We start from the raw sequence: 23,576 nt of genomic DNA on the forward strand, positions 1-23,576 counted from the left end.
ACCAAAAAAAGAGAGGGAAACAAATGTTAAAGAAGAATGCAAAAATCACGGCGATCTTTGCGAGCCTGCTGCTCGCGACATCCGTCATGGCAGGCTGTGCTCAGTCCGGCCCGGCAACTCAGGCAGGAACTGCCAAGGACGCACTGATTGTGGCAACCGCCTATGATGCAAAGTCTCTGGATCCTCACGCAGTCAATGACGTCGCTTCATCCAACGTAATGGCTCAGATTTACAGCACCCTGGTTCAGCTCAACGACAAGGGCGAAGTTGTGCCGATGCTGGCTGAATCCTTTGAGCAGGTCGACGATGTCACCTACAAGTTTGTTTTGAAGAAGGGCGTCAAGTTCCATAACGGCGAAGAGCTCAAGGCCGGCGATGTCAAGTTCACACTGACCAGAGCTGCTGAATCCGCCACCGTTTCTCATATCTTTGGAGATATTGATACCACCAAGTTTGAAATCACCGATGACTACAATCTGGTTGTCAAGCTCAAGAACCCGGTGACCGGTTTCCTGGCAGGCCTGGTTCATACCGGCGGCAACATCCTGAACGAGAAGGCAGTCAAGGAAGCCGGAGACGGCTATGCCATGAAACCGGTAGGAACCGGTCCCTTCAAGTTTGTCTCCTGGACCAAGGGCGACAAAGTCGAACTGGAACGCTTTGCTGATTTCTACGGCACCAAGCCCGCTTTCAGCAAGATGACCATCCGTGTCATTCCGGAGCCGACCAACCGTACCATCGAGCTGGAGTCCGGCGGAGTGGATATCGCGTATGAAATCTCAGCCAATGACCTGAAACGCGTTCAGGAAAATGACAAGCTGCAGATCCTGAGAGTCGTTGACAACTCCACCCAGTATCTGGGATTCAACAACCAGAAAGCACCCTTTACCGACAGCAAGGTACGCCAGGCCATCAGCTATGCGCTGGATACCAAGTCCATTGTGGAATCCGTCTGGAAGGGCATTGGCCGCGTAGCGGTCGGACCCATCGGACCGAATGTACTCTACTCGGACAAATCCCTGGAAGTTCACGAATACAACGTAGAAAAAGCCAAGGCCCTGATGAAGGAAGCCGGCCTTGAGAATGGCTTCAAAACCACCATCTGGACCAATGAAAAGAAAGAGCGTGTGGACATGGCGACCATCATGCAGAGCCAGCTCAAGGAAATCGGCATTGATGTCGAGATCAAGGTTCTGGAATGGGGCGCTTACCTGGATGGCCTTTCAAAGGGCGAGCAGGACATGTTCATGATTGGCTGGACCTGCCAGACTCCTGATCCGGATCTCGCAGTCTACGCCCCGCTGCATTCCTCCAAAGCCGGTTCCGGCGGAAACTACTCCTTCTTCAAGAATGACGCCGTGGACAAGCTGATCATGGATGGCCGTGTCATGAAGAACTCCGCAGAGCGCGAAGCGGTCTACAAGGAAATTCAGAAAGTCGTCAAAGAACAGGCACCATGGGTATTCCTCTCCAATGGTGAGCAGGTTGTAGGAGCTTCCAAGAATGTCAAAGGATTTACTCCAAGTCCTTTTGGATACCACGTTCTCTACAATGTAAAGTTCGAATAATCTACGGGATGAAACGGGGGGTATAGCAATATACCCCCCGTTGATCATAAGGCACTTAGAAATATCAGGGGGAATCATCTTGATTAAATACATCATCAGAAGAATCTTTTTATTAATCCCCGTTCTGTTGGGGGTATCATTCATTGTTTTTACGCTCATGTACATCACGCCCGGGGATCCGGCGCGGCTGTCTTTGGGAGAATCTGCTTCGGAAGAGCAGGTTCAGGAACTGCGGGATGAGATGGGATTGAACGATCCGTATCTGGTCCAGTATGGCAACTACATCAAGAAACTGGTGGTGAACCAGGATATCGGAAAATCTTATGTTACGAAGCGGCCGGTCATGCAGGAACTGACGGCGGCATTCCCGGCCACGCTGAAGCTGGCGGGACTGTCCGTGGCCTTTGCGGTTCTTCTGGGCGTGCCCATTGGAATTTTCTCGGCGGTCAAGCAGTATTCCTGGTTTGACTCCATTACCATGATTCTGGCGCTGGTCGGGATCTCCATGCCGGTGTTCTGGCTGGGGCTGCTCCTGATTATCCTGTTCTCAGTAAATCTGGGCTGGCTCCCATCCTCTGGGTTCAGCAGCTTTAAATACATGATTCTGCCGGCCGTGTCCCTGGGGGCGCAGTCGGTGGCCATCATCACCCGCATGACCCGCTCCAGCATGCTGGAGGTCATCCGTCAGGATTTCATCCGCACGGCGAGAGCCAAGGGACAGATCGAGCGGGTGGTCATTCTTAAGCACGCCTTGGGCAACGCCCTGATTCCGATCATCACGATCACCGGACTGCAGTTTGGCGGTCTCTTGGGCGGTGCGGTTCTGACGGAAACGATTTTTTCCATCCCCGGCATCGGCCGGCTGATGGTGGAATCCATCAAGATGCGGGATTACCCCGTCGTTCAAGGCGGTGTACTGTTCATTGCCATCATGTTCAGCATAGTGAATCTTCTTGTCGACTTGCTATATGCCTATGTTGACCCAAGAATCAGATCTCAGTACAGCTAGTCGGACAAAGGAGTAAACAGACATGAGTGAAACGAACAAAAAAGCGGCTGCCAACACAACAGCAGCCGGACTACCGGAAACCAGAAAGAAGAAAAAAAGTCAGTTGAAGGAAATCTGGGGGAGGCTGAAGAAGAACCGTCTGGCGGTGGCCGGGCTCTTCATCATTGTGATGCTGATCCTGGTAGCGATCTTTGCCGATGTCATTGCCCCGTATTCTTATGACAAGCAGAGTCTGAAGGACGCGTTCCAGTCGCCCAGCGCGGCGCACTGGTTCGGTACCGATGAGTTTGGCCGGGATATTTTCAGCCGGGTCGTCTATGGCTCGAGAATCTCCTTCCAGGTCGGATTCATCGCCGTAAGCATTGCCGTGGTCATCGGCGGGGTGCTGGGCGCCGTGGCCGGCTACTATGGCGGCATGACGGACAACATCATCATGCGCATGATGGATGTGGCCCTGGCGATCCCGCAGATCCTTCTGGCCATTGCCATCGTGGCGGCTCTGGGACCCAGTCTGACGAATCTGATGATTGCCGTTGGCTTCTCCTCGATCCCGGGCTATGCCCGGATCGTCAGAGCTTCGGTGCTTTCGATCAAGGGCCAGGAATTCGTGGAGGCAGCCCGCGCCGCCGGTTCCGGCAACGCCCGGATCATTTTCAAGCACATCATTCCCAATGTGCTGGCGCCGATCATTGTTCAGGCGACTCTGGGCGTTGCCCTGGCGATCCTGACGGCGGCCGGTCTGAGCTTCATCGGACTGGGCATTGCTCCGCCAACCCCGGAGTGGGGCTCGATGCTGTCGGGCGGCAGAGGCTATATCCGGGATTACTCCTACATGACCTTATTCCCCGGACTGGCCATCGTCATGACGATTCTGGCTCTGAATGTCCTGGGCGACGGGCTGCGGGACGCACTTGATCCGAAACTGAAAAACTAAGCGAATGACCAGGGGAGAATAGCATTGAATAAATCAGAAAAATTATTGGATATCAGAAATTTATCGATTCAATACAAAACCGACGAGGGCATTGTCTACGCGGTGGAGGATCTGGATCTGTCCATCGGCTACGGGGAAACCCTGGGCTTTGTCGGCGAGACGGGCGCAGGAAAAACCACGACGGCTCTTGGCATCATGCAGCTGATTCCGAATCCTCCGGGGAAAATCACCAGCGGAGAGATTCTGTTTGAAGGAGAGAACCTGCTGGAGAAGTCCGAGCGGGAGATGCAGAAAATCCGGGGCGAGAAGATCGCCATGATCTTCCAGGATCCCATGACCTCCTTAAACCCGGTCATGACGGTCGGCGATCAGATCGCCGAAATGATCCAGCTGCATGAGTCGGTGAACAAGGTGGAAGCCGGGAAGAAGGCCGAGATCATGCTGGAGACCGTTGGGATCCGGAAAGAGCGGGCCAAGGATTATCCGCATCAGTTCAGCGGCGGCATGAAGCAGCGCGTGGTCATCGCCATCGCGCTGGCCTGCAACCCCAGCCTGCTGATTGCCGATGAGCCGACGACGGCCCTGGATGTTACGATTCAGGCGCAGGTGCTGGAACTGATGAAACAGCTCAAGGAGCAGTATCAGACGTCCATGATCATGATTACCCATGATCTGGGCATCGTGGCCGAAATCTGCGACCATGTGGCCATCATGTATGCGGGCAATGCCGTGGAGTACGCCAATAAGCGGGCTCTCTACTCCAATCCGCTGCATCCCTACACCAACGGCCTGTTTAATTCGATTCCGGATCTGGAAACGGATCAGGAGGAGCTTCAGGTCATTCAGGGGCTGACCCCGGACCCGACGAATCTGCCCAGCGGCTGTCCGTTCCATCCGCGCTGCCCGAAGGTGATGCCGAAGTGCTCGGAATCCAAGCCGGGCAAGTTTGAAGTGGAACCGGGTCATTATGTCCGGTGTTTCTTGTATGAAGACAGTGCCGTGATGGGAAAAGGAAGATAGGTATGGCAGAAAAATTAATTGAAGTCAATAATCTCAAGAAGTATTTCAAGACGAAAAAAGGGATGCTCCATGCCATCGATGATGTCAGTTTCTACATCAACAAGGGGGAAACCCTGGGGCTGGTTGGAGAATCGGGCTGCGGTAAGTCCACGACGGGCCGGGCCATCATGCGTCTGCATGAGCCCACCAGCGGGCAGGTCATCTACCAAGGCGAGGACATCGTGCCTTACGGCAGCCGGGATATGAAGAACATGCGCAAGAAGATGCAGATCGTGTTCCAGGATCCGTATTCCTCGCTGAATCCGCGGCTGAGCGCGGCGGAGATCATTGCCGAGCCGCTTTATGTCAACCGCGTGTACAAAACCAGCGCGGAAACTCAGGCTCGGGTGCGTGAGGTCATGGAGGTCGTCGGTCTGGAGGAGCGCTTAATCAATGCATTCCCTCACGAACTGGACGGTGGTCGGCGGCAGCGCATCGGCATTGCCCGGGCGCTGGCGCTGCAGCCGGAGTTCATTGTGCTGGACGAGCCGGTTTCGGCGCTGGATGTGTGCATTCAGGCTCAGATTCTGAACCTGATGAACAGCCTGCAGAAGCAGTTCGGCCTGACGTATCTCTTTATCTCGCACAACCTGAGTGTGGTCAAGCACGTCAGTGACCGAATCGCGGTCATGTATCTGGGCAAGATCGTGGAGATGGCGGACTATCAGTCGATCTTCAGGAATCCGCTGCATCCCTACACCCAGGCCCTGCTGTCGGCGATTCCCGTCGCGAAGCTGGATTCGGTCAAGAACCGGATCATCCTGGAGGGCGATGTGCCCAGTCCGATCAACCCGCCCGACGGCTGCCGCTTCTACGGCCGCTGCCGCTACCGGATGGATGTCTGCAAAAACCAGAACCCGGAGTTAATCAAGACGGACAGCGGCAGCTACGTCGCCTGTCATTTACATACAGCAAAGGCGGAGGCATAAGCATGAATATTGACAAAAAGTACGTGTTGGATCTGATGCAGGAACTGCTGAGCATTCCGAGCCCGGCCGGTGACACCGGTGCCGCCATGGAGCGAATCCAGCAGGAATTCGAGTCCCTCGGCATCCCGACCAGAACCACCAGGAAGGGCGCTCTGATCGGACAGATGGTGGGAACTGATCATGAGAACCACCGCCTGATCGCGGCCCACATCGATACTCTGGGCGGTATGGTGTCGGAGATCAAGTCCAATGGCCGCTGCCGCATCGCGAACATCGGCAACTTCCCCTGGAATGCCTACGAAGGGGAAAACCTGATCATCAAAACCATGGACGGAACCACCTACAACGGTTCGTTCCTGCCGGAGAAAGCATCGATCCATATCCATTCCGAATCCGCCGGAGAAACCCTGAGAACGCCCAAGAGCATGGAGATCCGGATTGACGAGCCGACGGAAAGCAAACAGGAAACCCTGGATCTGGGCATCCGGGTCGGGGATTTTGTCACCTTTGATCCCAGAACCATCATCACCGAGAGCGGCTATGTCAAATCCAGATACCTGGATGACAAAGCCTGCGTCGCCGTCCTGTTCGGCGCCGTCAAGTACATGGTGGACAACAACATCACGCCGTCCCATACCCTGGATCTGTTCATCAGCAATTACGAGGAGCTGGGCCATGGGGTATCCGGCATCTCCGATGCCGTCTATGAAATGCTGGCCCTGGATATCGGAACGGTGGGAGAAGGACATACCTCCCATGAGCACGCCGTCACCATCTGCGCCAAAGACAGCCGCACCCCCTATGACTTCGGCTTCCGCAAGCGTCTGGTGGAATTAGCCCAGCAGAACAACATCGACTACCGAGTCGACGTCCATTTCCGCTACGGCTCCGATGCCAGCATCTCCGTCCTCCAGGGCGCGGATGTCAACTTCGCCTGCATTGGCATGGGGGTCGACGGCACCCACCACTACGAACGCACCCACTGGGATGCCATCGAGAACAACACCCGGCTGGTCATCGAGTACGCCAGGAGCTAATCACCAGGGGATACTTAAATCAGCCCAGAGGATATCTCAAATGAAACCGCTGTTTCCCTCTGTTTCCCTCTGTTTCCCTCTTTTTCCCTCTTTTTCCTTCAGTTTCCCTCTGTCAATCGTTCACTGAGACGAGTTTAGCACCCATTTCGGATTGACCCGAAGGTTCAGTTCTCCTGCTTCCGATCCCCTGATACAGGGATCGGAAGCAGGGAACAATGATCAAAGCTATGTTCAGGGTAATGATGAAGGCAATGCTCAAGGTAACAGTAACCAGAGACAATCATCCGAAGAACACAGCTTATGTTAAGATAAAGCCAGAAGCTTTGAATGTTCACTTCTTAAGTTCTCAATGAGTTGGTCACATACAGAGAATCAGAAGAAGTAAACTTGTTCGAAGGATATTCCATAAAAACAGAACGGGAAAGTAACATCAGGCATGCCAGCAAAGTAGACAATGAAGTATGACAACAGGGTTTGACAACAAGGTATGACAGCAAGGTATGACAGCAAGGTATGACAGCAAGGCATGACAACAAGGCATGACAACAAGGTATGACAACAGGGTATGACAACAGGGCATGACAGCAGAGGGTTGACAGAGTGATTTGGGCAGGGTTGCTTGAACTGAAAGTCTGGGAAGTATGGGGACAGGGATCATTCATCGGGTTGCTTGATCGGAGCCTTGAAAAATTTGAACTCTTGAGGATTTTTACATGGATGTTAGAACGTTAGTACAACAAATCGAAGAGGATATCATTCGCTGGAGGCGTGACTTGCATCGCATCCCGGAGCTTGGCATCGAGCTGCCGCAGACTTCAGGCTATGTTCAGAAGGTTTTGAATGAGCATGGGATCGAATATTACACGGTCATGGACGGCAATGCCATTGTGGCCCTGATTCGGGGGAATATGGACAAACCGGTGATCGCGCTGCGGGCAGATATGGACGCATTGCCGATTGTCGAAGAAACCGGTTTGGCGTTTGCTTCTGAAAATGGGAGGATGCATGCCTGCGGCCATGATGGCCACACGGCCATGCTCCTGGGCGCGGCGAAGATCCTGCAGTCGCAGCGGCATCTGCTGAAGGGCTGCGTGAAGCTGCTGTTCCAGCCGGGGGAAGAATATCCGGGTGGAGCTCTGCCTATGATTGAGGCAGGGGTACTGCAGAATCCACCGGTGGATGCGGTGATCGGCATGCACAACGGGCATATCTCGACCGAGGTTCCTCATGGCATGGTCGGCATTAAGGCCGGTCCGCTGATGGCTTCCACGGACAAAGTTCAGATCCGGGTGAAAGGCAAGGGGGCTCATGGAGCCTACCCGCAGGAATCCGTGGATCCGGTGACCATTTCCCAGCAGATTGGCTCAGCGCTTCAGACGCTGGTCTCCAGAGAAACCAAGCCGACGGACTCGGTGGTTCTCTCCATCTGTAAAGTCAATGGGGGTTCCAATTTCAACATCATTCCGGATGAAGTGGTCATGGAAGGTACCGTTCGGACCTTAAGCGGACAAACCAGAATCCGGGTAGCTCAACGGATCAAGGAACTGTGCAAGGGCATTGCCCAGGCTATGCAGGGAGATGCCGAGATTATCTATGAGAACCTGTATCCGCCGCTGATCAACGATGAGGAGTTTACAAATCTGTTCAGCCGCTCGGCTGAACAGATCGTGGGAGCTGACAAGGTCTACTGGATGAAAGAAGCCGTCATGGGCGGAGAGGATATGGCCTACTTCCTGGAACGGGTTCCCGGTACCTTCTTCTTCTTTACCAATCCCGGAGTCATTGACGGTCACATTTGTCCGCATCATAATTCCAGGTTTGATCTCAATGAAAGCACATTCGCAACGGGTTCGGCTCTGCTGGTTCAGATGGTACTGGACTATCTGCAGGCATAGCAGGTTCCCGGCACTGAAGCACTTTGAAGCGCTTACCTTTGCGATCAGGAATGCTGATCAGGAAAATTATTAGCACTGAAACGACCACCATTCAGCGCACGTAGCTGAATGGTGGTCGTTTCGGTTTTAAGCGGGCATTTGGTTCACTTAATTTTTAAATCACCTTGCCCTGGTCAGGGCTATGCCAAGGTTGGAGAAATATAAGAGTCTCGCATGTAAAACGATTTGATTGGGCCTCATAGTAAGAAAGTGAAAATTAGCATGGATTAACAGTATTGAACTATTCAGGTGGGATATCGAAAAGAAGTGCATAATTATACGTGTTATAATGAAAAATACAGGTAGAGAAAATAGGGATAAGGTATAGATATTGCAATGCAAGCAAGGTATAATACCTTATGTATAAAAATTCATAAATAATAACTAATTGCATATATAACGAATCAGCTCAAATACTCAGACAGTGATAATGAATCTGACAGAGTCAGTGAATCTGACAGAGTCAATTAGGTGGATAGAGTCAAAGAGATGGACAATGTCAATGAGGTGGAGAATGTCAATGAGTCATATCAAGTCAGTGTGTCAGACAGAGTCATGATTTTGACAGGAAGTTATATGACAGCAGATAGTTGATCGAACAGAACGAGAAAAACCAAATGAACAAAAGATTGAATGAAATGCGGAGGTACTTATGGAACAATCATGGATTACAGCTGAAGTGGAAGCGGATATGATCCGCTGGAGACGAGATCTGCATCGGATGCCGGAGCTGGGACTGGAGCTGCCCAGAACCAGTGCGTATGTGCAGGATGTGCTGACTTCACTGGGGATCGAATTTAAAACGCTGGTCAACGGGAATGCCATTGTGGGGCTGATCCATGGCACGGGCGAGGGCAAGGTGATTGGTCTGCGGGCTGATATGGATGGGCTGCCGATTCCGGAGGAAACAGGATTGGAGTTTACCTCAGAGAATGACAATATGCATGCCTGCGGCCATGACGGACATACAGCCATGCTCCTGGGCGCTGCCAAGGCGCTGCAGCTGAACCGGGATAAGTTCAAGGGTACCGTGAAGCTGCTGTTCCAGCCGGGTGAGGAATATCCCGGCGGCGCTCTGCCCATGATCGAGGAAGGCGCGCTGGAGAACCCGAAGCTTGACGCAGTGATTGGTCTGCATAACGGTCATATTTTCCCGGAGATCCCCAAGGGCATGATCGGATACAAGGTGGGACCGATGATGGCTTCCATGGACCGGATCCTGCTGACGATCAAGGGAAAGGGATCCCATGGGGCGTATCCCCATAACGCGGTTGACCCCATCTCCATTGCCATGCAGGTGGGTTCCGCTCTCCAGACATTGGTAAGCCGCGAAACCAAGCCGGTGGATCCGATTGTATTGTCACTGTGCCGGATCCACGGGGGATTCAATCAGAATATCATCCCGGACAAAGTGGAGATCGAAGGAACGATCCGTACACTGAACCACGAGACCCGTCGCCGCACGGCCCGCCGGATTGAAGAACTTACTCAGGGCATTGCCCGGGCCATGCGGGGAGATGCCGAAGTGGTATATGACTTCAAATACCCGCCGCTGATCAATGATGAAGCCTTTACCAACTTCTTCAAGGAAACTGCAAAGAAAGTAGTCGGAGAAGACCGTCTCCTGGAGATGAAAGAACCCGTCATGGGCGGAGAGGATATGGCCTACTTCCTGGAAAAAGTCCCAGGAACCTTCTTCTTCCTGAACAATCCCGGAGCCATCGACGGAGAGGTCTACCCACACCACAATTCCCGGTTTGACCTGGATGAGAGCTTCTTCAAGGACGGCGCCGCCCTGCTGGTTCAGACGGTACGGGATTACCTGGCCTAAGCTGCACATTATCCTGTTGATCCTGAGGATCATCAGGATCATCAGGGATAATGGGCTTATTAGGTCTATCAGGGTTATCAGGGTTATCAGCGTTATCTGTTTGGAATCGTAACAAAGGAGCGGAGCAGCTTTTGGCTGTTCCGCTCCTTTGTCCTGAGTGGACTGTTGATGCTGGCAGGCGAATCAAAAAGAGCAAATATTTCAAAATTCGGTACGTAACTTACAGGTAAGGTGCTCAGGTTACTGGTCAGGCAGGCAGATCACCTGTACTCGGCTGCTGGAGCGGTTTTATGCCTGCCAGTCCGTTGCGCCTGGGTCAAATGATTTAGTTAGTGGCTGTTGGCTGACGGTATCTGCGGTAGTAATAGTAGCTGTCGCTTTCCATGACGGATTGCTTATGTCCGATGGGGGTTCTTTTTTCGAAGAGCTCGAAGCCGCAGGCTTCGCCCAGGCGACAGGATGGAACATTGGCAGGGTCGATTGTCAGGATGAGGTAGGGGATGTCGGAAACAGTAAAGCACCAGTCGACCAGGGCATTGACCGCTCGGACGGTCAGGCCTTTTCTTTGCCAGGCTTCGCTCATAAAATAAGCTACTTCTACTTCGTGGAGCAGGTCTTCTTCTCCCATGCCCACCATTCCGATCAGTTCATCGTTTTCCTTTTGGACTACTGCGAACCGCCGGTTCTGCCAGACGTTGGTATTATCTTTGTGCTTTTGCATCCAATCGATGAATCCATAATAGCCTTCCGGCTGGGCTCCGCCTTCGGACCAGTCTCTCATGAAGCGAAGGATGCCTTTTTCCCGGACGATGCGGTGCAGGGAGGGAGCGTCTTTTCGCTCAAAATCTCGAATGACAATATCACCTAAGTCAATATACATGATATACCTCGTTGGATCCCTGGTTGGGATGAAATTTCAGTCGTTGAAAGGCCCTGATTCGCCAGCGAATCAGGGCCTTTCGAACGCTGATCTAATCTTGGTTTATCACTCAGCTGGCGCTGCGTCAAGGTTACAGCTTTATATTCTGATATTACATACGATAATATTGAAAAAAGAATTGTAAACAATTGTCTCAAGACGATATGATAGAGTTATAAGAGTTTCCTGCAACCACAAACTTAACAGATGATGAATGGCGAAGTTACTAAAATGGGGTAGGCTTCGCATGTAGGGTTAATTGCCTGCCATTACTTAAATAGTAACATTCAGAAGGAGAAGGTGTATGTATTGTAAGACTTGCGGGAACAAAATGGCAGACAACGAGGTTGTCTGTTCAAGGTGTGAGGCCCAAAACAAAATCGATGAAGCCATAGACGGGTCAGACCGTTTGCAGTCCTCGGGCGCGGAGGTGTTTAGTCGAGACCTGTCAGTAGTGCAGAACAATGAGTTTGTGGCAAAAAGTATGGCTTATGCAAAGGACTACTTCCAATATTTCTTACGGGCGATGAAGCAGCCATTTAAAGTGAGCCAGGATATGGCGGAACCGAAGGTACAGATGTTCGGCATGGTGACGGTTGGTATTTTTTCGTTCCTGTTTCCGTTGCTGCTCTTTTTTATGCTGAGTTTTTTCAAACCATCCTTTACTGACATGGTGCTCATTCCGTTCCTGACATTTGCTGCGATTGCTGCAGCTGTGGTCGGTGTCCTGATGCTGGTTGGCCGTTGGATGAAAGCCGGGGTTTCCTACAAGGAAGTATTCGGAGCGTACGGCACGTTGTATGTTTTGCCGGTGGCTCTGCTCGTGGTTTCATTCTTTGCGGTTCTGATTAAGAATTACTATCTGTTCGGTTTGATGGTTATGCTGATCGTTTTGGCTTCCAGTGTAGTGAATGCAGGAGTTCTTTTCAGCATCAGGAGTCAGATGAAAGAAGAACCTGCGATAGACATGATTCATGCCATTTTAGGTTCCTACCTGGTGACGGCGGTCTTATTCAGCATATTAGGCAACACATTGCTATCAGATTCCTTTGGTCAAGTCTTCGGGCTCTTCAACTATTTGTTCTAAGCGATGCGGGGTATCTATTGAGTATTCGTACAGAATTGACGATTGAGTCAACTTAATAAATCATCAAAAATGATGCTCCGGCAGCAAAGAGACCTCAGGCCATATGGTCTGAGGTCTCTTTGAGCGCATTAGAGGCGATTTAACATATAGCCGATCGGAATATGGGTAGGGAAATATTGAAAAGGGGAATATAAGTTTGATTGATAGGGGGAGTTCGTGAACTAAAGATTTGGAGCTGGTCGAACGGGTGGAATCGTTGTTTTTCGTGGGACGTGGACTGAACAGGTGGTGTTAACCTTTTGGGTCCTTCTTAATTTATCTAATGTGCCTTGGTGTTAGTCCTGAGCCAGGACAACCAGCCAGTCCTCAGGAGAGAAGGTGATGGATCGATTCTTGGGTGGATTGACCTGAAGATCATACGTGCGCTGGCCGTTGGATCCGGTGAGGCTGCGTTTAAAGCCGATGAAGACTTCATGGCGCAGGCTGACCAGCTGGGTCACGGTATAGAGGCTGATGGGCTTACCGGGTTCCAGATAGCTGGAGGCTGGTTTGAGGTAGATCTCGGATCCGTCGGAGTCGAGGAGTTCCGTGAAGATCGGATTCAAGTCACGGGTCTCTGAGACCTGAGCCATAATAAGTCCGGTGATGTTGCTGCTGATGACGAAGTCATTGACATCGGTGACTTGAGCCAGTTCCTGATTGCGGACATCGAGCATTTCGCTGGTAATGCTGAAGCGGTGATTGAAGCTTTTCTCGAGGTCGCGGATCTGAAGAAGTATGGTCAGGGTCTTGGCATCGGCCTGATCGGGTGTCAGGTCGGAGTCACTCAGGAGCAGGATGTGTTCGATATCCTGGGACAGGAGCTGTTCAAGGTTGGAACGATCGGTGATGTCCATTTCGATGCATTCAATGACCAGGTGGTGAAAGGGGTGGTCTTTCAGGAACGTCGGACTGATGCCGTTTCGGCGTTTGCCGGCGATGGTGACCTGGGAATTCCTGGGGAGGAACTCATCCAGTTCTTTCATGATATCGAGGAGGATTTCGCTGTGACCAAGAATCAGGAGCTTGCCGGCCGAAGCCATGCGGTATCTGGTCACGGATTCGGGATCGCTGATCTGAGCAATCTGGGGAAGGTCATCACTGAGCTGAGCGAAGTGATCATCTTCCGCGATGAGGATCAGTTGGTCCTGTTTTTCGATCTTCGTGCGGGGATCCGGGTTGATCAGGGTGCGGCCGTTTCTTGAAATTCCGATCACTGTGGAATCGGAGAAGGCCAGCTGAGCTTTCAGAAAGGACAGTCCTTCCAGCTGGGGGAAGGATTCAATGTAGATCTCATCCCCGGAGAAATTGAACAGTTCCATATAGACGGAGGACAGTCCTGGCTGATAGCAGGTATGAGCCATGATCTGAGAGATGATGAGCTTGAAGTGGAGGATATCCGCATAGCCCTGACCGGCAATGCGGGCCACACTCAGGTTGACGGATTCCTTGATGGAGGCGGCTATGTGGATCTTACGGACATTGGGGTATTCCTTCAGTATGGTCTCCTGGTTCAAGTAGCTGGACACTGCAAGCAGAGTCCGAATCACTTCATGATCCTCATCTAGATTAACAAGGATGGACTTGCAGGTCTCGATGGAGCATCGTTCCAGGTCGGTACGGGAGGTCGGATCCCCGCTGCGGCAGATGATACGCGTCGTTTTGGCGGCGGGGATCCGACGCTGGATCTGTTCCTCCATGTCCAGCTTGTCTTCATTGCCCAGGATGACAATACAGCCGGATTTCTGATTGGATTGGGCAATCTGAAGTTCCCGGATCATGGGGAAGACCGACTGATTGAATCCCAGGATTACTGTGTGGTTCTGCTCGATGATTGTGGCATTGCCGCGCTGCAGCTTTTCAATGCGCGAGGATAAACCGGTATTCAGGATGGAGATCAGGGTACTGGTGATAAAGATACCGCCCACGGTACTGATGGCAGCAATGATGATGAGGCCAAGACTTCCCTCGACACTGGCCAGGTTGCCCGGATCCAGGGTCAGGGTGAATGATTTCCAGACGGCATACAGCACAGAGCCATTGGCCCAGGCTCTCTCCACGAGAATGACAATGATTCCTGCCAGAACCACCAGGAAGAGTGTAATGAGGGATAAGAACAGAATCAGGGAAGTGGTTCCACGGGACATGATCAGATCCAGTTGATAACTCAGACGTTCTTTCAGACTTCGTTTCTTCATTCCAATATCCACTCCAGACACTTCAAAATGTATTCCTTTACATTTTTATTATACTCGAGGGAGTCTATTTATTTTACACATTCAGCGAATAAATTCCCTGAATTAATACGAATATGAACTTCAGAAATAACTGAAAAATGCATTTGCTATCGACAGTGGTGAGATCAGGAATGTTGAATGCGGTGTCATTTCATCTGGAAAGCAGACACCCTCATTGCATCCAGGCCTTAATTTCTCAAGATTTACGAACTAAAGAGATTAAGGTCTATAAAACCTTAGACTTAAAGAGGCTAAGACGTTAAGACAATCGAGCGAAAGATCGCAAGTCAAAGAAGAATGAGAAGGACTTTTGAGACGCTGGATGGTGAGGGGAGTAGTGGCATATCGGGGCAAGGCATACTCGAGTGAATGCTCACAATACAATAAAACAGGACTAGTCCCTCAGGCGCTGCCTGGGGGACTAGTCCTGTATGAAATGTTAAGTTACGGCAGCATGGAGTTGACGGTGACGAAGATGTAGCCTCTGTCTCTGAGCTGGCGGAGAATACTGGGCAGGGCATCAATGACTTTGGTGTGGGAGGGGTGGAGAAGGAGGATGCTATTGTTGGAAGCTCCTGCGACGGCCCGGGAGATAATCTCTGAGGTGGAGGTGGTGCTCATGTAGTCATCGGTGTCGATGGACCACATGACCATGTACTTGAAGCCGACTTCTCCGGCGATGCGTTCTACTCGTGAGCTAGTAGCACCATACGGTGGCCGGATCAGGTAGGAGGTCGTGCCCACCGTATCTTTGATAATCTCACGGGAGCGGGTCAGCTGGTAACGAACCGAGGAATCACTGAGATCGGTGAGATCCGGATGACTGATGGTATGGGATTCCATCTTATGGCCGCGGCTGACGATTTTTCGAGCCGTTACGGGGTGTGACAGGATCCAGTTGCCGGTAAAGAAGAAGGTACTTTTGGCATTGTAGTTATCAAGAATCGTCAGGACTCGATCCACCTGGCTGGCGGTAGCTCCGTCATCAAAGGTAATGGCGATCCGTCGGCCGGAGTAGCTGGTGACGCCCTTGAAGATCTTTCTTAAGGTAGTGGGTTCTGTGCTGGGAGCTGTTTTGCTCAGATAGGTGGTACTGGCATACCCATTCGTTCCGCTGTAGCTTAATTTTGCCCAGCCGTTGGAGATGCTGTAGACTGTGACAGCTGCTCCCTTTGGCATGGTCAGGATAATAGAGTAATTGGTACTTGGACCGGTACGAAGGTTCAGCGCAGCCGTGGTGTAATAACGGGTTCCAGTGGGTGAAGCCAGATAACTGGAGTAAACATATCCGGTGGTTTCCTTGTAAGTTACTTTGGACCATCCATTGGAGGTGGAGAGTACACTCACCGTAGATCCCTTCGGGATCGTCAGAATGATGGAATAGCTGGTACCGGGACCTGTCCGAAGATTCAGGTTCACCGTGGTTACTTTGTTTTCCGCGGCATATGCTGTCTGTCCACCTGCAGGGGGAAGTAACTTCATATTCAAATTCTCAGCAAGGGATCCCAATCCAAATTGAAGCAGAAGTACCAGAACAACAATGAGCAGTCGTCTCGATGTATGTTTCATCTTGCTACCTCCTTGTATCGATATGATTGATTAGATCAGTGCCTCCAGGCTGAGGCACTCAGTGAAGTGAGGTATCCTGACAGCGGTAAATCAATGTAGGGCGTTAAACAATTGGTGAAGCAGGAATCATGAGGTTTCTATCTAAGGAAACGCTGATTAATTCTGTTTTCTGTAACTCTAAGGAACGCTCTCACGATATAATTTAAGTATTACGTTACCAGCGAGGTTTTTCTTATGAAGCAGCAGACTTTCAGTGATTTTGAATACGCACATCGCCGCAAGACTACAAAGAGAGAAGAGTTTCTTGATTCTATGGAAACTATCATTCCCTGGAAAGATTGGGTCGAGATGATTCGCCCCTACTATCCTCAGGGAAAACGCGGCAGAAAGCCCATCGAAATTGAAACAATGCTTCGGATGTACCTGATGCAAAATTGGTTTAACCTCTCCGATGTTGCAATGGAAGACGCCATCTATGACAGTTATGCCATGCGCAAATTCATGCGGCTGGACTTCATCTCGCAGCAAGTGCCTGACGCAACCACGCTTCTTCACTTTCGCCATTTAATGGAAAGCCATCTCTCTGGGGAGAAGATCTTTCATGATGTCACCAGACGCTTGGAATCTGCCGGACTAATGATGCATGGCGGCACCATCGTGGATGCCACCATTATTGCAGCCCCCAGTTCTACCAAGAACCAGACGGGAGAACGAGACCCTGAGATGCACCAGACAAAGAAAGGCAATCAGTGGTACTTTGGGATGAAGGTTCATACCGGAGTTTGCGCCGGCAGTGGGTATGTCCATACAGTCACAGGGACTGCGGCCAATGTCCATGACATAAACGAGACACACAAACTGATTCGTCCCGATGATGAAGTAGCTTACGGAGATTCCGGCTATAATGGAGTCGAGTCAAGAAAAGAATTCACCGAGGATCCGCACTTATCTACTATTGAATTTCGCAGCAATGTTCGCCCTTCTAAGATCAAGACCAATAAGAACTATCCCGGGATCCAGTGGGACCGGGCAATTGAACAACGCAAATCATCCGTTCGAAGCAAAGTGGAGCACCCATTTTTGATCGTCAAACGGTTCTTTGGTTATGCCAAAGTAGTTTATCGGGGGATCAGCAAAAATTTGAATAGATTCAACATCTTGTTTGCCAGCGCCAATTTGTTGAATTGTATTCGTGCAAAACGAACGAAAGAATTCTGCATGGGATAAGTGCGCCCAAAATTGGGGGGTAGCCCACAAAACGGGCTGAAATCGCACTAAAATCAAGCATTTTTGTGCACCCATGAGCAAAAAAACAACATAATGAACGAACTGGGAAACGTTAACCTCAAATAATCAGTGTTTTCCTAAATGTTTCTCCAGTGTTCAGTAAGCATAAAAAATGGGATCAGAAAGTTCGGTCTTGATCTTGATGCTCAAAGTGTCTCCTTAATTTTTATTCCTTTCAGAGGAAAGCCTGACTGATTGTGCAGCTGGCAGGTTGAAGATCTTCATTATCGACAACCAGCCAGATATGCTTGGATCCGTCAATAGAGGATTCATAGTGTGACGATTGAGCCTTCGCATAATGGCAGTAAATCTTTTTAGTTAATTCATTATACGCAATAAAGATTTCATCAGAATGTCAAGATTGAATGCAATTCATAAATAATATTTAAACTAACTACCATCCCGATTGGTCGTTCGCTGATTCCAGAAAATCAAAGTAGACGAGTTTTAGTCCAAAGGACATTTGAAATGATGCAGATTCTATGGTCTAGGTAATGAGATACAGCCCAATGTAGAGAAAGTAGCTTTAATCGGTGAGTAAAAAGTGCATTGATGAGAATGTGCAGCAGTAATGACTTCAAGGATCTGGGGGTGTGTAAAGGATCTAATCAATTTAACACTAAATAAAAAAATGGCAGTAAAAAACAACCATAAATTGAGTAATTGGTCAAAAATGTCTTGTCAAGATGTTAGTATAATTCAGATAGAAGAAAATTATCACTCAATATTGACGGAATGATAATTCCAATCGCGATTTAGATAATACTGAACAAAATTTAAATTTGAATGGATGTAAAAAGAAAAACAGGAACTGAAAAAGATTAATATTTTATTTTCCAAAATGGTTTTCTAGGTAATTCATAAACCATTAATATTCTAAGTTTTGCAAACAATTATACTAGTAACGATCTGCAAACTCCTGAAACCATTGTAATGTCTGAGAAAATCAGTCCTTTCCATCTTGTTATCCCCTCCTATTATTAGTATAATTATACTAATAATAGGAGGGGATAACAATGGCTCGTCCCACGGATTCTAACAGCCCTTACCGGGTATCGATTCATCACAATAATGGATACCACTATGCCAGTACACAGCCGGCCAGAGTGAACCCAAAGACCGGAAAACGGGAATACCGTTACGTTTATTGGGGGACGGTAACAGATGATCTTAAGTTTATTCCGGGAAAGAATTATCTTCTGGAGTCTATTGAGGAACGAGGTAAACTCATCTTCCCGGAAGGCTGGGATCTAAGTGAAATTGACAAACTGTCAGGACGACGGAAGGCGGGAAGGCCGGTTATTGAAAGTCAGGATGAGAACCGGCTCTATGGCGACATATGGCTGTTGGAGAAGATTGCGGAACAGACCGGCCTGAGATTCGACCTAATGAGCACATTTGATGGGGACAAGGAAAAAGTTGATACCCTCATGACATTGGCCCTCTATCTTCTTTGTGGACGAGAGACCTATAACCAGCTGGCTTCCTGGCAGCGCATAGCCAAGACCCCCTGGGCAAAGCCACTCTCTTCTCCGTATATTACCAGGTTTACCCAGTCCATTACAGAGCAGGATCGCATGGCGTTCTTGCGTCTGCGGGCACGCCGACTCCACGACAATGAGCTGTGTGCCGTCGATTCCACAAGCTGTTCCAGCTACGGACACTCGCTGGCGGATATCCATTACGGGCGGAACAAAGAACATCTGCCCCTTCCACAGACCCTGGAAGTAGTAGTCTACACCCTGGATGGCCACATGCCAGTCTATTATCGAAGCTTTGCCGGAAACACCCCTGACTCCCGAAGCCTGGCCGTGATCCTGAAGGATTTGAAACAGGCTGGCATGAAACGAATCATCCTGATCACTGACCGGGGGTATGAATCGATCCGCAATCTGGAACTATACATCGACCAGCAGCAACGCATGATCATGGGAACCAAAACCGGCCAGAAACACGTTCGTCAGTTGATCGATGAATTCGGAAACTTCGGCCACCACCCGGAGGGTATGCAAGTGGATCCGGAGGAACGGATCTACTATCTGCAGAAAGATATGGATTACCAGATCGAAGGGCAGCGTGACAACCTTAAGAAAGCAGATAATCTGAAACTGAACCTGTACTTTGATCCCATCCGCCGAGGCAATGAACTGACGGATCTGGACATTGCTCTGGCAGCTCAAAAAGAAGCCTTGGAAGCGTCCCTTGTTAACCAAATCCCCTTGGATGATGATGAAACGCTGAAACAGGTCTACCGGTTTTATCGGTTGAAGTATAATGCGAAAAGTCGAATCCTGGAGGACTTCAGCCTGGATGAGACCAAGGTCATCCGGTGTCGGCGAGAAGCAGGTTTCTTTGCCAACACGACCCATGGTTTGGACATGGATGCGTTGAGTGCTAACCGGCATTACAGGCTGCGGGATGAACAGGAGAAGTATTTTGCCCTGATGAAAGGGGTCCTGGGAGCCGACCGCCAGCGTACATCAACGGAAACTGGAAAAATTGGTCGTTCCTTTATTCTCTTTGTTGCCCAGATCATGGGCTGTTACCTAAGCCATGTCCGCAAAACAAAGCTGGGCGAACAGTTTCATTCGGTAGCGGATGTGTTAAACGAGATGAGGCCGATTCGCTATATCGAGCACCCCAACACGAAGGCGTACATTACCCCATTTGTGGGGAAACAGGTGGACATATGCGAGGCTCTTGGCCTTGAGATCCCTGAGGGATGCGCCCCGGACTACGTGGTGAAAAAGACGAACAAGGGTAAGCGCGGACGTCCACGTAAAAATCAATTGGTCGTTAAGGAATAGTTTCTAGTATAAAACTCTGTAAAACTCAGATTAATATGTTATAATGATAAAGTTACTAAATGGTTAACGAAATTTTATCGTTTATTTACGTAATATATAACTATTGGAGGCGACTTAATTGCTTGAGTTTGATCGATCAATATTTATATGGAATTTTTTGGCTCAATCACTTTTTATGTGGGATTATGATTTTCCCTGTTTACACGGAGAGGTCGACGTGGTAGCCTGACTGGCCGACTAGCCCAGCATTTATGCAGCATAGCGGCAAGTCTGGCGGAACCACGCCGACAGAGGCTCCATGTCAACTTGGGAAAATCCCACAATTTTTGTGATTGACCCAATTTTTTTAGACTTCATATTTGCCTCTAAGCTAATTCAACAGGGCGATCATTTTTGGAACATCTTATGAAGACCATGATCTAGTATCATTTAGTCAGTTGAGCAAAGTACCAGAAGAATCCATAGATATAAAAACAGAGGTAAAGGATTCAAAGGCATCAATTGACATTCAATCAGGCTTCTACCATTTTAATTCTCACAACTAAACAAAATAGAAAAGCTGCTCATAAACGCGATTAGATCCTGGGTTTTGTACGGCTTTATTTATTTTGCCATTAAATAGTCCTTTTCGTCAGATAGAATAGAAAAAGTAATAAAGGAAGGTAGTTGTAGATATTATGGAAACAAAATGTTATCGAATGGATAACTGTAACCTAGTAATACTTGGCGCAGGGAGCCATGGATTAGTGGTTAAAGAAACTGCCGAAGCTATGGGTATCTTTGATCGAATTGATTTCCTGGATGATAGTTCTCCGCTAGCAATGGATCGATGTGATGAAGTTGGCAAGTACAAATCAATGTATCAATTTGCTTTTCCAGCAGTTGGAGATAACAAATTACGAGAAAGGTTTTATGTAATGATCCATGATTATGGATTTGAAATACCAATTCTGATACATCCATCATCTTATGTCAGTCCATCTGCTACGATTCAAAAAGGTGTTATAGTACTTCCCAAAGCGGTAGTGAATACAAAAACAATTATAGAGAAGGGATCGATAGTAGGCCCTGGTGCAGTTATTGACCATGATTCATTTATTGGAGCATTTGCGCATGTTGATGCAGGATCTGTTCTAAAAGCCCGATCAAAAATAAACGCATACTCACTAATTCGCCCTAAGTTTTTTTGTGGGCAAATATGCTTGGAACATTCCGAACAAACACTGTCCGACATTCAATAATCTGAAAATATAAATCGCTTAAATTATTAATCTCAATAGCTGAGATAAATGATTATAATGAACGATTAAGTTTAAACTTAGCAGTTTTTTAAAGGCATCTTAGTAAGCAATTTAAATCCAATATGGATAACATTAGGATTGTTATTTTTTAATAGTAAAATATAGACGGAAGAATGACAAATTTAATCGTGTATTACCTTATATGTGGAAACAAAAGATGAAGAGCTACGGCAGACAATAGATATATGTTACTGAAGTATAACAACTGAATGACGCCATGAAGCAAAATAGCATTTTTGATTTGGGTGTGAAATTCGACGTGAGTATGGCGAAAGGATAAAGAGACTGTAAGGCTGTAATATCAAGGGTTTCAGCATAACTGCAAAATGTACTAATGTTACAGAAACATTACACGTCTCTCCATCCAATCATGAGATGGAATTATGCAATATATAGCGCTGGAAATAATGCGAAACACTACATATAGAACAAGAAAATCAAGGTGTTCTACACACCACCAATATACATTTACATTGAGCAGGAGGAACTATCATGGTTTATTTAAAAATCAAAAGATTAATAGATATCATACTTTCTACACTCGGACTTATCATATTATCTCCTGTTTTTTTAGTGCTTATTATAGCAATTAAGCTTGACTCCCCTGGACCTGTTCTCTTTAAACAGAAGAGAGTCGGGATCCATAAGAGTCATTTTCATATATTGAAGTTTCGCACCATGCGAATTGATACACCGAAGGACACTCCAACACATCTTCTTGAAAATCCAGATCAGTGGATTACAAAGGTAGGGAAGTTCCTACGTAAAACATCTCTAGATGAGCTCCCTCAAATCATTAACATCTTTAAAGGTGAGATGAGCATCATCGGGCCTAGACCAGCACTCTGGAATCAGTATGATCTGATTGAAGAAAGAGATAAGTACGGTGCTAATGATGTGCCAGTTGGTCTTACTGGATGGGCGCAGATTAATGGTAGAGATGAATTGCCTATAGAAGAAAAGTCTAGGTTGGATGGGGAATACGTTAAAAAGAGAAGTCTTTGGTTTGACCTTATATGTTTCATAGGAACTTTTACAGCTGTTCTAAAGAGCAAAGGTGTAATTGAAGGTGGAACTGGGGTTATTGCAAAGATGACTAAGGATAAAGAAGAAAGTAAAGGTTCGAGTCATTCCAACTTATAAGAGGTGAAACGATGAAGCGAGTTCTAATTACTGGAAAAAACAGTTATATAGGTACATCTCTAGAGAATTGGCTCATGAGAGAACCTGATCAATATAAAGTAGATACGGTTGACATGAAAGATGGGTCATGGAAAGAGAAGGATTTCAGCTTATATGATGTGGTATTTCATGTGGCTGGGATTGCTCATGTATCATCTGATCCAAAGATGGAAGACCTCTACTATAATGTAAATAGAGATCTAACAATTCAAACTGCTGAGAAGGCCAAGGCAGAAGGTGTAAAGCAGTTCATTTTTATGAGTAGCATTATTGTCTATGGAGACAGCAGCAGTAGCAAGAGAGTTATTGATAAAAATACCGTTCCAACACCGAGTAACTTTTATGGAAACAGTAAACTACAGGCTGAGGAAGGTATCAAAAACTTAGAATCTGATGGTTTCAAAATAGTTGTGGTAAGGCCACCTATGATCTATGGGAAAGGGTCTAAAGGGAACTATCCAAGACTTGCTAACATGGCTAAGAAGATACCAATATTTCCTGATATCGATAATGAGCGCAGTATGCTTCATATAGATAATCTTTGTGAGTTCATTAAGGTAATGATTGATTATGAAGATAACGGATTGTTCTTTCCACAAAATGCAGAGTATGTGAAGACCAGTGAGTTAGTTAAGACGATTGCTGATGTACATGGGAAGAAAATATGGATGATCAGTTGGTTGAATTGGCTGATTAGATTTATGTTTGGGATTGGGATAGTGAATAAGGTATTCGGCAATTTGGTTTATGAGAAGTCCATGAGTGACTACGATAAGGCGAATTACCGAATAAGAACATTTAAAGAATCTATTGAGTTGACTGAGAAATAAGTAGGAAGGGTGGATAA

At 48.2% G+C, this 23,576-nt stretch carries 17 protein-coding genes; 14 read left to right on the forward strand and 3 right to left on the reverse strand.

Annotated elements, in window-relative coordinates; genetic code table 11:
• Window positions 1-23 precede the first annotated feature (23 nt).
• The 8 genes from P6M73_RS08030 (at window position 24) to P6M73_RS08065 (ending at window position 10,301) form a co-directional block, all read left to right on the forward strand.
• Window positions 24-1,568, forward strand: a complete 1,545-nt coding sequence (locus P6M73_RS08030) for an ABC transporter substrate-binding protein (RefSeq protein ID WP_277855590.1) — start codon at window positions 24-26, stop codon at window positions 1,566-1,568.
• Between the two features lie 79 nt (window positions 1,569-1,647).
• On the forward strand, window positions 1,648-2,577 hold the full coding sequence (nikB, locus tag P6M73_RS08035; protein ID WP_277855591.1) for a nickel ABC transporter permease: 930 nt from the start codon (window positions 1,648-1,650) through the stop codon (window positions 2,575-2,577).
• A gap of 22 nt (window positions 2,578-2,599) precedes the next feature.
• Window positions 2,600-3,511: an ABC transporter permease gene (locus tag P6M73_RS08040; protein WP_277855592.1), complete on the forward strand. Its 912-nt coding sequence runs from the start codon at window positions 2,600-2,602 to the stop codon at window positions 3,509-3,511.
• A gap of 24 nt (window positions 3,512-3,535) precedes the next feature.
• Entirely contained in the window at window positions 3,536-4,531 is a 996-nt protein-coding gene (locus P6M73_RS08045; RefSeq protein WP_277855593.1) for an ABC transporter ATP-binding protein, read from the forward strand.
• Between the two features lie 2 nt (window positions 4,532-4,533).
• Complete coding sequence (locus tag P6M73_RS08050; RefSeq protein ID WP_277855594.1) at window positions 4,534-5,499, forward strand: ABC transporter ATP-binding protein; 966 nt, start codon at window positions 4,534-4,536, stop codon at window positions 5,497-5,499.
• A gap of 2 nt (window positions 5,500-5,501) precedes the next feature.
• Window positions 5,502-6,536, forward strand: coding sequence for a M42 family metallopeptidase (locus P6M73_RS08055; RefSeq protein ID WP_277855595.1), 1,035 nt, complete (start codon window positions 5,502-5,504; stop codon window positions 6,534-6,536).
• Between the two features lie 713 nt (window positions 6,537-7,249).
• A complete protein-coding gene (locus tag P6M73_RS08060; RefSeq protein WP_277855596.1) occupies window positions 7,250-8,431 on the forward strand; it encodes a M20 metallopeptidase family protein in 1,182 nt (393 codons plus the stop codon).
• Between the two features lie 691 nt (window positions 8,432-9,122).
• Window positions 9,123-10,301 carry a M20 metallopeptidase family protein gene (locus tag P6M73_RS08065; protein WP_277855597.1) on the forward strand — a complete coding sequence of 393 codons (1,179 nt, stop codon included), beginning with the start codon at window positions 9,123-9,125 and terminating at the stop codon, window positions 10,299-10,301.
• Between the two features lie 325 nt (window positions 10,302-10,626).
• Here the strand turns inward: P6M73_RS08065 and P6M73_RS08070 are convergent, their stop codons facing one another.
• On the reverse strand, window positions 10,627-11,181 hold the full coding sequence (locus P6M73_RS08070) for a GNAT family N-acetyltransferase (RefSeq protein ID WP_277855598.1): 555 nt from the start codon (window positions 11,179-11,181) through the stop codon (window positions 10,627-10,629).
• A gap of 370 nt (window positions 11,182-11,551) precedes the next feature.
• On the opposite strand from P6M73_RS08070, the gene P6M73_RS08075 reads away from it, so the two are divergent.
• Window positions 11,552-12,307 (forward strand): hypothetical protein, encoded by a 756-nt coding sequence (locus P6M73_RS08075; RefSeq protein ID WP_277855599.1) that lies wholly within the window; start codon window positions 11,552-11,554, stop codon window positions 12,305-12,307.
• Window positions 12,308-12,642: 335 nt separating this feature from the next.
• On the opposite strand, the gene P6M73_RS08080 is transcribed toward P6M73_RS08075, so the two are convergent.
• Both P6M73_RS08080 and P6M73_RS08085 read right to left on the reverse strand, forming a co-directional pair.
• On the reverse strand, window positions 12,643-14,544 hold the full coding sequence (locus tag P6M73_RS08080; protein ID WP_277855600.1) for a CASTOR/POLLUX-related putative ion channel: 1,902 nt from the start codon (window positions 14,542-14,544) through the stop codon (window positions 12,643-12,645).
• A gap of 483 nt (window positions 14,545-15,027) precedes the next feature.
• Complete coding sequence (locus tag P6M73_RS08085) at window positions 15,028-16,152, reverse strand: polysaccharide deacetylase family protein (protein ID WP_277855601.1); 1,125 nt, start codon at window positions 16,150-16,152, stop codon at window positions 15,028-15,030.
• A gap of 234 nt (window positions 16,153-16,386) precedes the next feature.
• Between P6M73_RS08085 and P6M73_RS08090 the strand changes: the two genes are divergently transcribed.
• The 5 genes from P6M73_RS08090 (at window position 16,387) to P6M73_RS08110 (ending at window position 23,559) form a co-directional block, all read left to right on the forward strand.
• Window positions 16,387-17,379, forward strand: a complete 993-nt coding sequence (locus P6M73_RS08090) for an IS5 family transposase (protein WP_277855602.1) — start codon at window positions 16,387-16,389, stop codon at window positions 17,377-17,379.
• Between the two features lie 1,076 nt (window positions 17,380-18,455).
• Window positions 18,456-20,246: an IS1634 family transposase gene (locus tag P6M73_RS08095; RefSeq protein WP_277855603.1), complete on the forward strand. Its 1,791-nt coding sequence runs from the start codon at window positions 18,456-18,458 to the stop codon at window positions 20,244-20,246.
• A gap of 698 nt (window positions 20,247-20,944) precedes the next feature.
• Window positions 20,945-21,487 (forward strand): PglD-related sugar-binding protein, encoded by a 543-nt coding sequence (locus P6M73_RS08100; protein ID WP_277855746.1) that lies wholly within the window; start codon window positions 20,945-20,947, stop codon window positions 21,485-21,487.
• Window positions 21,488-22,039: 552 nt separating this feature from the next.
• Window positions 22,040-22,690: a sugar transferase gene (locus P6M73_RS08105; protein ID WP_277855604.1), complete on the forward strand. Its 651-nt coding sequence runs from the start codon at window positions 22,040-22,042 to the stop codon at window positions 22,688-22,690.
• Window positions 22,691-22,701: 11 nt separating this feature from the next.
• A complete protein-coding gene (locus P6M73_RS08110) occupies window positions 22,702-23,559 on the forward strand; it encodes an NAD-dependent epimerase/dehydratase family protein (RefSeq protein WP_277855605.1) in 858 nt (285 codons plus the stop codon).
• The last annotated feature ends 17 nt before the right edge of the window (window positions 23,560-23,576 follow it).

Origin of the sequence: Anaerococcoides asporogena (genome assembly GCF_029590275.1) — a bacterium.
GTDB lineage: Bacteria > Bacillota > Clostridia > Clostridiales > Clostridiaceae > JG1575.

Coding starts and splice junctions, on each gene's coding strand:
- P6M73_RS08050 (WP_277855594.1), top strand. CDS start 4,534: ATGGCAGAAAAATTAATTGAAGTCAATAATCTCAAGAAGTATTTCAAG.
- P6M73_RS08095 (WP_277855603.1), top strand. CDS start 18,456: ATGGCTCGTCCCACGGATTCTAACAGCCCTTACCGGGTATCGATTCAT.
- P6M73_RS08110 (WP_277855605.1), top strand. CDS start 22,702: ATGAAGCGAGTTCTAATTACTGGAAAAAACAGTTATATAGGTACATCT.
- P6M73_RS08085 (WP_277855601.1), bottom strand. CDS start 16,152: ATGAAACATACATCGAGACGACTGCTCATTGTTGTTCTGGTACTTCTG.
- P6M73_RS08065 (WP_277855597.1), top strand. CDS start 9,123: ATGGAACAATCATGGATTACAGCTGAAGTGGAAGCGGATATGATCCGC.
- P6M73_RS08070 (WP_277855598.1), bottom strand. CDS start 11,181: ATGTATATTGACTTAGGTGATATTGTCATTCGAGATTTTGAGCGAAAA.
- P6M73_RS08055 (WP_277855595.1), top strand. CDS start 5,502: ATGAATATTGACAAAAAGTACGTGTTGGATCTGATGCAGGAACTGCTG.
- P6M73_RS08080 (WP_277855600.1), bottom strand. CDS start 14,544: ATGAAGAAACGAAGTCTGAAAGAACGTCTGAGTTATCAACTGGATCTG.
- P6M73_RS08075 (WP_277855599.1), top strand. CDS start 11,552: ATGGCAGACAACGAGGTTGTCTGTTCAAGGTGTGAGGCCCAAAACAAA.
- P6M73_RS08040 (WP_277855592.1), top strand. CDS start 2,600: ATGAGTGAAACGAACAAAAAAGCGGCTGCCAACACAACAGCAGCCGGA.
- P6M73_RS08100 (WP_277855746.1), top strand. CDS start 20,945: ATGGATAACTGTAACCTAGTAATACTTGGCGCAGGGAGCCATGGATTA.
- P6M73_RS08060 (WP_277855596.1), top strand. CDS start 7,250: ATGGATGTTAGAACGTTAGTACAACAAATCGAAGAGGATATCATTCGC.
- P6M73_RS08030 (WP_277855590.1), top strand. CDS start 24: ATGTTAAAGAAGAATGCAAAAATCACGGCGATCTTTGCGAGCCTGCTG.
- P6M73_RS08090 (WP_277855602.1), top strand. CDS start 16,387: ATGAAGCAGCAGACTTTCAGTGATTTTGAATACGCACATCGCCGCAAG.
- P6M73_RS08105 (WP_277855604.1), top strand. CDS start 22,040: ATGGTTTATTTAAAAATCAAAAGATTAATAGATATCATACTTTCTACA.